This is a genomic window from Kocuria sp. CCUG 69068, assembly GCF_020833785.1.
Classification (GTDB): domain Bacteria; phylum Actinomycetota; class Actinomycetes; order Actinomycetales; family Micrococcaceae; genus Kocuria; species Kocuria rosea.
Genome location: NZ_PDDL01000008.1, coordinates 66380 through 73659, shown reverse-complemented (window position 1 = coordinate 73659; position 7280 = coordinate 66380). Strand labels below are relative to the sequence as shown.

At 73.3% G+C, this 7280-nt stretch carries 6 protein-coding genes; 4 read left to right on the top strand and 2 right to left on the bottom strand.

Going from position 1 to position 7280, the window contains the following annotated elements; all coding sequences use genetic code 11:
• Positions 1-268: 268 nt before the first annotated feature.
• Positions 269-2659 carry an excinuclease ABC subunit UvrA gene (locus CRM73_RS03035; protein WP_229586810.1) on the bottom strand — a complete coding sequence of 797 codons (2391 nt, stop codon included), beginning with the start codon at positions 2657-2659 and terminating at the stop codon, positions 269-271.
• Positions 2660-2856: 197 nt separating this feature from the next.
• Between CRM73_RS03035 and CRM73_RS03030 the strand changes: the two genes are divergently transcribed.
• Positions 2857-3477 carry a ClpP family protease gene (locus tag CRM73_RS03030; protein WP_017832348.1) on the top strand — a complete coding sequence of 207 codons (621 nt, stop codon included), beginning with the start codon at positions 2857-2859 and terminating at the stop codon, positions 3475-3477.
• The gene (locus CRM73_RS03025) at positions 3474-4076 is read left to right on the top strand and encodes a ClpP family protease (RefSeq protein ID WP_229586808.1); all 603 of its coding nucleotides are present in this window, start codon (positions 3474-3476) and stop codon (positions 4074-4076) included. Before CRM73_RS03030 ends, CRM73_RS03025 begins: the two co-directional genes overlap by 4 nt.
• Positions 4077-4100: 24 nt before the next feature.
• On the opposite strand, the gene CRM73_RS03020 is transcribed toward CRM73_RS03025, so the two are convergent.
• Complete coding sequence (locus tag CRM73_RS03020) at positions 4101-4493, bottom strand: helix-turn-helix transcriptional regulator (RefSeq protein WP_229586806.1); 393 nt, start codon at positions 4491-4493, stop codon at positions 4101-4103.
• 102 nt (positions 4494-4595) lie between these two features.
• On the opposite strand from CRM73_RS03020, the gene CRM73_RS03015 reads away from it, so the two are divergent.
• The gene (locus CRM73_RS03015; protein ID WP_229586805.1) at positions 4596-6260 is read left to right on the top strand and encodes a LuxR family transcriptional regulator; all 1665 of its coding nucleotides are present in this window, start codon (positions 4596-4598) and stop codon (positions 6258-6260) included.
• Positions 6261-6405: 145 nt separating this feature from the next.
• Positions 6406-7242: a class I SAM-dependent methyltransferase gene (locus CRM73_RS03010; protein ID WP_229586804.1), complete on the top strand. Its 837-nt coding sequence runs from the start codon at positions 6406-6408 to the stop codon at positions 7240-7242.
• The last annotated feature ends 38 nt before the right edge of the window (positions 7243-7280 follow it).

Below are 7280 nucleotides of genomic sequence, written 5' to 3'. Positions count from 1 at the left end.
TCGCTACGACACCGGCGACAAGCTCAGCTACCTCAAGGCCAACATCATCCTGGCCTCGGAGCGCGAGGACCTCGGGCCCGAGCTGTGCGAGTGGCTCAGGGAGTACACCCGGACCCTGCCGGTCGGCGCGCAGCACCTTGTCCCCGCGGGCGCGGTCGTATAGCTGTTCCACCGTTCGGGCGGTGCATGCAAGACCGGGGCTCGCCTTGCGCATCGAGCTCGTGCCGTGGGCACAGCCGGCGGCCGTGCCCGCGGTAGTGCGTCCCGCTCAGGCGCCCACGTAGGCCGCGAGGTGCTCGCCCGTGAGCGTGGAGCGGGCGGCGACGAGCTCGGCGGGGGTGCCCTCGAAGACGATCCGGCCGCCGTCGTGGCCGGCGCCGGGGCCGAGGTCGATGATCCGGTCCGCGTGGGCCATGACCGCCTGGTGGTGCTCGATCACGATCACCGACTTGCCGGAGTCCACCAGCCGGTCGAGCAGGCCGAGCAGCTGCTGCACGTCGGCGAGGTGCAGGCCCGTGGTTGGCTCGTCGAGGACGTACACGCCGCCCTTCTTGCCCAGGTGGGTGGCCAGCTTGAGCCGCTGGCGCTCGCCGCCCGAGAGCGTGGTGAGCGGCTGGCCGAGGCTGAGATAGCCCAGCCCCACATCCGCCAACCGGTGCAGGATGGCGTGGGCGGCCGGGGTGCGGGCGTCGCCGGCGCCGAAGAACGCCTCGGCCTCCTCGACCGGCATGGCGAGCACGTCGGCGATGTTCCGCCCGCCCACGGTGTACTCGAGCACCGCGGCCTGGAACCGCCGGCCCTCGCACTCCTCGCACGTGGTGGCCACCCCGGCCATCATCACCAGGTCGGTGTAGATGACGCCCGCGCCGTTGCAGGCCGGGCAGGCGCCCTCCGAGTTGGCGCTGAACAAAGCGGGCTTCACCCCGTTGGCCTTGGCGAAGGCCTTGCGGATCGGGTCCAGCAGGCCCGTGTAGGTGGCCGGGTTGCTGCGGCGGGAGCCGCGGATGGCGCCCTGGTCGATCGAAACCACCTCCTCCCGGCCGAGCACCGAGCCGGTGATCAGCGAGCTCTTGCCGGAGCCAGCCACCCCGGTCAGCACCGTGAGCACGCCGAGCGGGATGTCGACGTCGACGGACCGCAGGTTGTGAGTGTCAGCGCCGCGCACCTCCAGGACCCCGGTGGGGGTGCGCACGGAGGTCTTCAGGGCGGCGCGGTCGTCCAGGTGCCGCCCGGTGAGGGTGTCGCCGGCGCGCAGACCCTCGACGGTGCCCTCGTAGCAGACGGTGCCGCCGGCGGTGCCGGCGCCGGGGCCGAGGTCGACCACGTGATCGGCGATCGCGATGGTCTCCGGCTTGTGCTCCACGACCAGCACCGTGTTGCCCTTGTCCCGCAGCCGCAGCAGGAGCTGGTTCATCCGCTGGATGTCGTGGGGGTGCAGGCCGATGGTCGGCTCGTCGAAGACGTAGGTGACGTCGGTGAGCGAGGAGCCGAGGTGGCGGATCATCTTGGTGCGCTGGGCCTCTCCGCCGGAGAGCGTGCCCGAGGACCGGCTCAGCGAGAGGTAGCCGAGCCCGATCTCCACGAAGGAGTCGAGCGTCTCGCCGAGTGCGGTCAGCAGCGGCGCCACGGACGGCTCGTCCAGGCCGCGCACCCACGCGGCGAGGTCGCTGATCTGCATCGCGCAGGCGTCGGCGATGCTGATCCCGCGGATCTTCGAGGACCGGGCGGCCGCGCTGAGCCGGGTGCCGCCGCACTCGGGGCACGCGGTGAACGTCACGGCCCGCTCCACGAAGGCGCGGATGTGCGGCTGCAGCGCGGCCACGTCCTTGGACAGGAAGGACTTCTGCATCCGGGGGATCAGGCCCTCGTAGGTGAGGTTGATGTTGTCGACCTTGATCTTGGTCGGCTCCCGGTGGAGCAGGTCGTGCAGCTCGGTCTCGGTGTAGTCGCGGATCGGCTTGTCCGGGTCGAGGAACCCGGAGCCGCCGTAGATCCGGCCGTACCAGCCGTCCGCGCTGTAGCCGGGGATCGTGAGCGCGCCCTCGTTGAGGGACTTGGAGGCGTCGTAGAGCTGGGTCAGGTCGACGTCGTTGACCTGGCCCATGCCCTCGCAGCGCGGGCACATCCCGCCGGTGATGGAGAAGCTGCGCCGCTCCTTGACGGTCTTCCCGCCGCGCTCCATGGTCACCGCACCGGCGCCGCTGATCGAGGCGACGTTGAAGGAGAACGCCTTGGCCGTGCCGATGTGCGGCTTCCCCAGGCGGCTGAAGAGGATCCGCAGCATCGCGTCCGCGTCCGTGGCGGTGCCCACGGTGGAGCGGGCGTTGGCGCCCATCCGCTCCTGGTCCACGATGATCGCGGTGGTGAGCCCGTCGAGGACGTCGACGTCGGGCCGGGCCTGGGTGGGCATGAATCCCTGCACGAAGGTGCTGTAGGTTTCGTTGATCAGCCGCTGGGACTCCGCGGCGATCGTGCCGAACACCAGGGAGCTCTTGCCGGACCCGGAGATTCCGGTGAACACGGTGAGCCGGCGCTTGGGGAGCTCCACGCTGATGTCCCGGAGGTTGTTCTCGCGGGCGCCCTGCACGCGGATCAGGTCGTGGCTGTCAGCCACGTGCGGCGCGGGGGAGTGCGGGTCCTGGCTCGGGGGTGTGCTCATCGTGTCTCCGTCCCTGGGGGCGCCTGCGCCGGGACTCCCGACGACGCGGCCCGGCTCGATCCGACCGCCTCCGAGCTTACGTCCGGCCCGCCCGCCGCTCGAGGATTCGGTGCGGCCCACAGCGGAGCCGCTCAGGGCGGAGCCGCGCACAGCAGAAACGGGTTCCGCTCGAGGGAGCCCGGGTCCACGCTGGGCCCATGAACACCACCACCGCACCACCCCGGACCCCGATCGACGACGAGCTCGCCTCCCGGCTGCTGGAGCAGCGCATCATCGTGCTGGGCGCCGAGCTGGACCAGGCCACCGGCAACCGGCTGTGCACGCAGCTGCTGCTGCTCTCCGCCCAGGACCCGCGGCGGGACATCTCCCTCTGGATCAACTCCCCGGGCGGCTCCGTCCCGGCCATGCTCGCGATCATGGACGTCATGCGGATCATCCCCAACGACGTCTCCACGCTCGCCATGGGGCTGGCCTGCAGCGCCGGGCAGTTCCTGCTCTCGGCCGGCACCCCGGGCAAGCGCAGCGCCCTGCCGCACGCCCGGATCCTGCTGCACCAGGGCTCGGCCGGGATCGGCGGCACGGCCGTGGACATCGCCATCCAGGCCGAGGATCTGCGCCACACCCGGGACACCGTGCTCGGGCTCATCGCCGAGCACACCGGTCAGCCGCTCGAGCGGATCGTGGCCGACTCCCAGCGGGACCGCTGGTTCACCGCCGAGGAGGCCCTCGCCTACGGGTTCGTGGACCGGGTCATCGCCGGGCTCGACGACGTGCGGCCCCGCTCCGCCACCACGGCCGCCGCGGGGGTGGGGTCGTGAGCAGCTACGCCGTGCCCTACGTCGTCGAACGCACGCCGAACGGCGAGCGCAGCATGGACGTCTTCAGCCGACTCCTGGTGGAGCGGATCGTCTACCTCGGCACCGAGATCGACGACGGGGTCGCCAACGTCCTGATCGCCCAGCTGCTCTACCTGGACTCCTACGGCTCCGACCAGCCGATCGGCTTCTACATCAACTCCCCGGGCGGCTCCACCACGGCGATGCTCGCCGTCTACGACGCCATGCAGCACGTGGGCGCGCCCGTGGAGACCACCTGCGTGGGCCAGGCGGCCTCGGCCGCGGCGGTGCTGCTGGCCGCCGGCGCCCCGGGGCGCCGCTCGGTGCTGCCCCACGCCCGGGTGGTGCTGCACCAGCCGGCCGCGCAGGGCCAGGGCACCATCCCGGACCTCATCCTCGAGGCCGAGGAGATCGCCCGCACCCGGGAACAGCTGGAGCAGGTGCTCGCCCGGCACACCGGACGCAGCCCGCAACAGGTGCGGGAGGACACCGACCGGGACCTCGTGCTCACCGCCGAGGAGGCGGTGGCCTACGGGGTGGCCGACCGGGTCGTGACCCCGCGGGAGGTCCGGGCCCGGTGAGACGGGCGGGACCGGGGTGAGTGCTCAGACGGCCAGGGCCACGGGCCCGGTGAGGCAGACCGGCCCGCCCGGGACGGCACGGGCGGCCGGGGCGCTGTCGAGCAGCACCCCGGTGGTCCCCTCGGTGAGATCGACCAGGTTCAGTCCCAGGGCGCCGACCACCGCGGCGATGATCTCCGAGGAGGGGTCCTTCACCCCGCGCTCGATCTCGGAGAGGTACTGCGTGGAGACCCCGGAGACGCGGGCCACCTGCGCCAGCGTCAGCCCCTGCGCCAGTCGGTGGCGGCGCAGGAACATCCCCAGCACGGACCGCCACAGCGGGTCCACGGGCGCTCGCGGCGCGGCACGCTCCCGCGGCGCGGGTGCCGGGAGGTAGGCCGGCGAGGAGGCAGCTGTGGGGCGGATCATGTCCTTCATGACCCCATGCTAGGTCCGTACGGGCGCCGGCGGGCGGGTCGTCTGCTGTGAGCGGAGCACGGTGTCCTGTCCAGGCCGCGGGCACGGTGGGATACTGGCCGCATGGATTCGCCGCAGGTGGGCGACCAGCTCCACGAGGGCATTGAGGCGCTCGAGCGGGCCGACTGGGCCGGCGCGCGCCTGGCCTTCGAGCACGTCCTGGACGGCGGCGGTCCTGCCGGTGAGGCGGTGGTCGCGGAGGGTCTGGGCCTCGCCCTGTGGTTCGAGGGCCGGATCGCGGAGGGGATCGCGTGGCGCGAACGTGCCGTCGCGGGGCTCGTGGCGCAGCGCCGCTTCGACGACGCCGCCCGGGTGGCGGTCTGGGTGTCCGACCAGCACCTCATCGCCGGCCGCCCGTCCGCGGCACGGGGCTGGCTGGCCCGGGCCGAGCGGGCGGTCGAGGGCGCCCCCACGGGCACCGGGCAGGGCTGGGTGGCGGTCGGACGGGCCCAGCTGGCCGAGTCCGTGGAGGAACAGGCCGCGCAGGCGGAACGGGCGATGCGCATCGGCCGGGAGTCCGGCGCGGAGGACCTCGAGGTCTTCGCGCTGAGCCTGCTCGGTCAGGCGGAGCTGGCCGCGGGCCACCGGGAGCCGGGTCTGCGTCTGCTCGAGGAGGCGATGGTCGCGGCCACGGCCGGGCGGGTGCGCAACGTCCACACCCTGGGCGACACCTACTGCGCCCTGGTCACGGCCTGCGCCGAGGCGGAGGAGTGGGAGCGGGCCGTGGAGTGGTGCGAGCGCGTCGAGGACTTCGCCCGGACCCATCAGGCGGCGCCGCTGCTGGGGGTCTGCCGGACCGTGCACGCCGACGTGCTGATCGCCACGGGCCACTGGTCCGAGGCCGAGGAGGCCCTGGAGTCCGCCGTGGCCACCCACGCCCGGGCCATCCCGGAGCTCAGCGTTCCGGCCCTCGCCTCCCTGGCGGAGCTGCGGATCCACCAGGGCCGGCTGCGCGAGGCGGAGCAGCTGCTGTCCGGGCGGCAGGAGCACCCGTCGTCGTTGCGCGCGCTGGCCCTGCTCCACGTCGCCGAGGCGCGACCGCACGTGGCGGTCTCCCTGCTCGAGCGCGGCCTGTCCGGGACGGAGGGGCACGCGGTGCGCACCACGCAGCTGCTGGCGGCCCTCGTCGACGCCACCCTGGCGGCCGGTGACCTCGGGGCCGCGGAGGCCGCCACCAAGAGCCTGCACCGGATCGCCGGGGAGTCCGAGATGCGGCTCGGCTCGGCCCGCGCCGATCTCGCCGCGGCCCGGCTCGCCCTGGCCACGGGTGACCGGGACGCGGCCGCCGAGCTCGCCCGGCGGGCGCTGCGCGCCTTCGGCGCCATGGCGATGCCGCTGGACGCGGCGCTGGCCCGGCTCGACCTGGCCCGGTCGGTCATGGGCGTCTCGCCCGACCTGGCGCGGGAGGAGGTGCTCGCGGCCCAGGGCGTCTTCCGCGACCTGGGGGCGTCCCGGGAGCTGGACGCCGCGGCCCGGCTCCTGCGCGAGCTCGGGGGCGGTACGGGCCCCCGGCCGCGGAACGGGGGAGAGCTGACCTCGCGCGAGCACGAGGTGCTGGACCTGATCGCCCTGGGGATGTCCAACGCGCGGATCGCGAGAGCCCTGAGCATCAGCGAGAAGACCGCCGGGCACCACGTGAGCAGGATCCTCATGAAGCTCGGGGTGCACAACCGCGCGGAGGCGGCCGCGCACGCGGTGGGCAGAGGAACAGGGCGGGGAAAGGCGTAGGGCAGGGATAGGGGACGACGGGGGCGTTCTCCCGATGTTCCGCCCGGTCGACCGGCGGATCCTGGGACGCACGGCACCGCTGGAGCCTACTCCGGCAGCAGACCTCGACCCGAGGCGCCCGTTCCCTCGACCAGGAGACCCCGTCATGAGCCAGACCTTCAGCCCCCGGACCGCGGACCACGAGCTCAAGGCCAAGCACCGCGCCATCTGGGCCTCGGGCGACTACCCCACCATGGTGGAGACGTTCCTGCTCCCGCTGGGCCCGCGCCTGGTCGGGGCGGCCGGCGTCACCGCCGGCCGGCGCGTCCTCGACGTCGGCGCCGGCAACGGCAACGCCTCCCTCCCCGCGGCCGCCACGGGTGCCCGCGTCACCGCCGGCGACCTCACCCCCGAGCTGCTCGACGACGGTAGGCGGCGCGCCGCGACCGCCGGACTCGACCTCGAGTGGGTCGAGGCCGACGCCGAGCACCTCCCGTTCGAGGACGCCTCCTACGACGTGGTGATGTCCTCGATCGGCGCCATGTTCGCCCCCCACCACCAGCAGACGGCCGACGAGCTGGTGCGCGTGACCCGCCCCGGCGGGACCCTCGCACTGCTGAGCTGGACGCCCGAAGGGCTGGTGGGCGAACTCTTCCGCACCATGAAGCCCTTCGCCCCGACCCCGCCGCCGGGCGCGCAGCCCCCGCCCCTGTGGGGGAGCGAGGAGCACCTGCGGGGACTCTTCGGCGGTCGGGTGGAGTTCCACCGCATCCTCCGGGACGTCCTCGAGGTCACGGCCTTCGAACGGCCCCGCGACTTCGGCGAGCACTTCAAGGCCAACTACGGCCCCACCATCGCCGTGCGGAAGAACGCCGAGCGCGAGGGCCGGGCCGCGGAGCTCGACCAGGCCATCGACCAGCTCTGCGACGAGTGGAACCGCGGCACCCCGGATCGGGCACGGTTCGAGATGGAATATCTGGTGGCGGTCGGCATCCGGCCGTGACCTTGACCGGCAACTAATAGGTTGCCTAATCTGAAGGC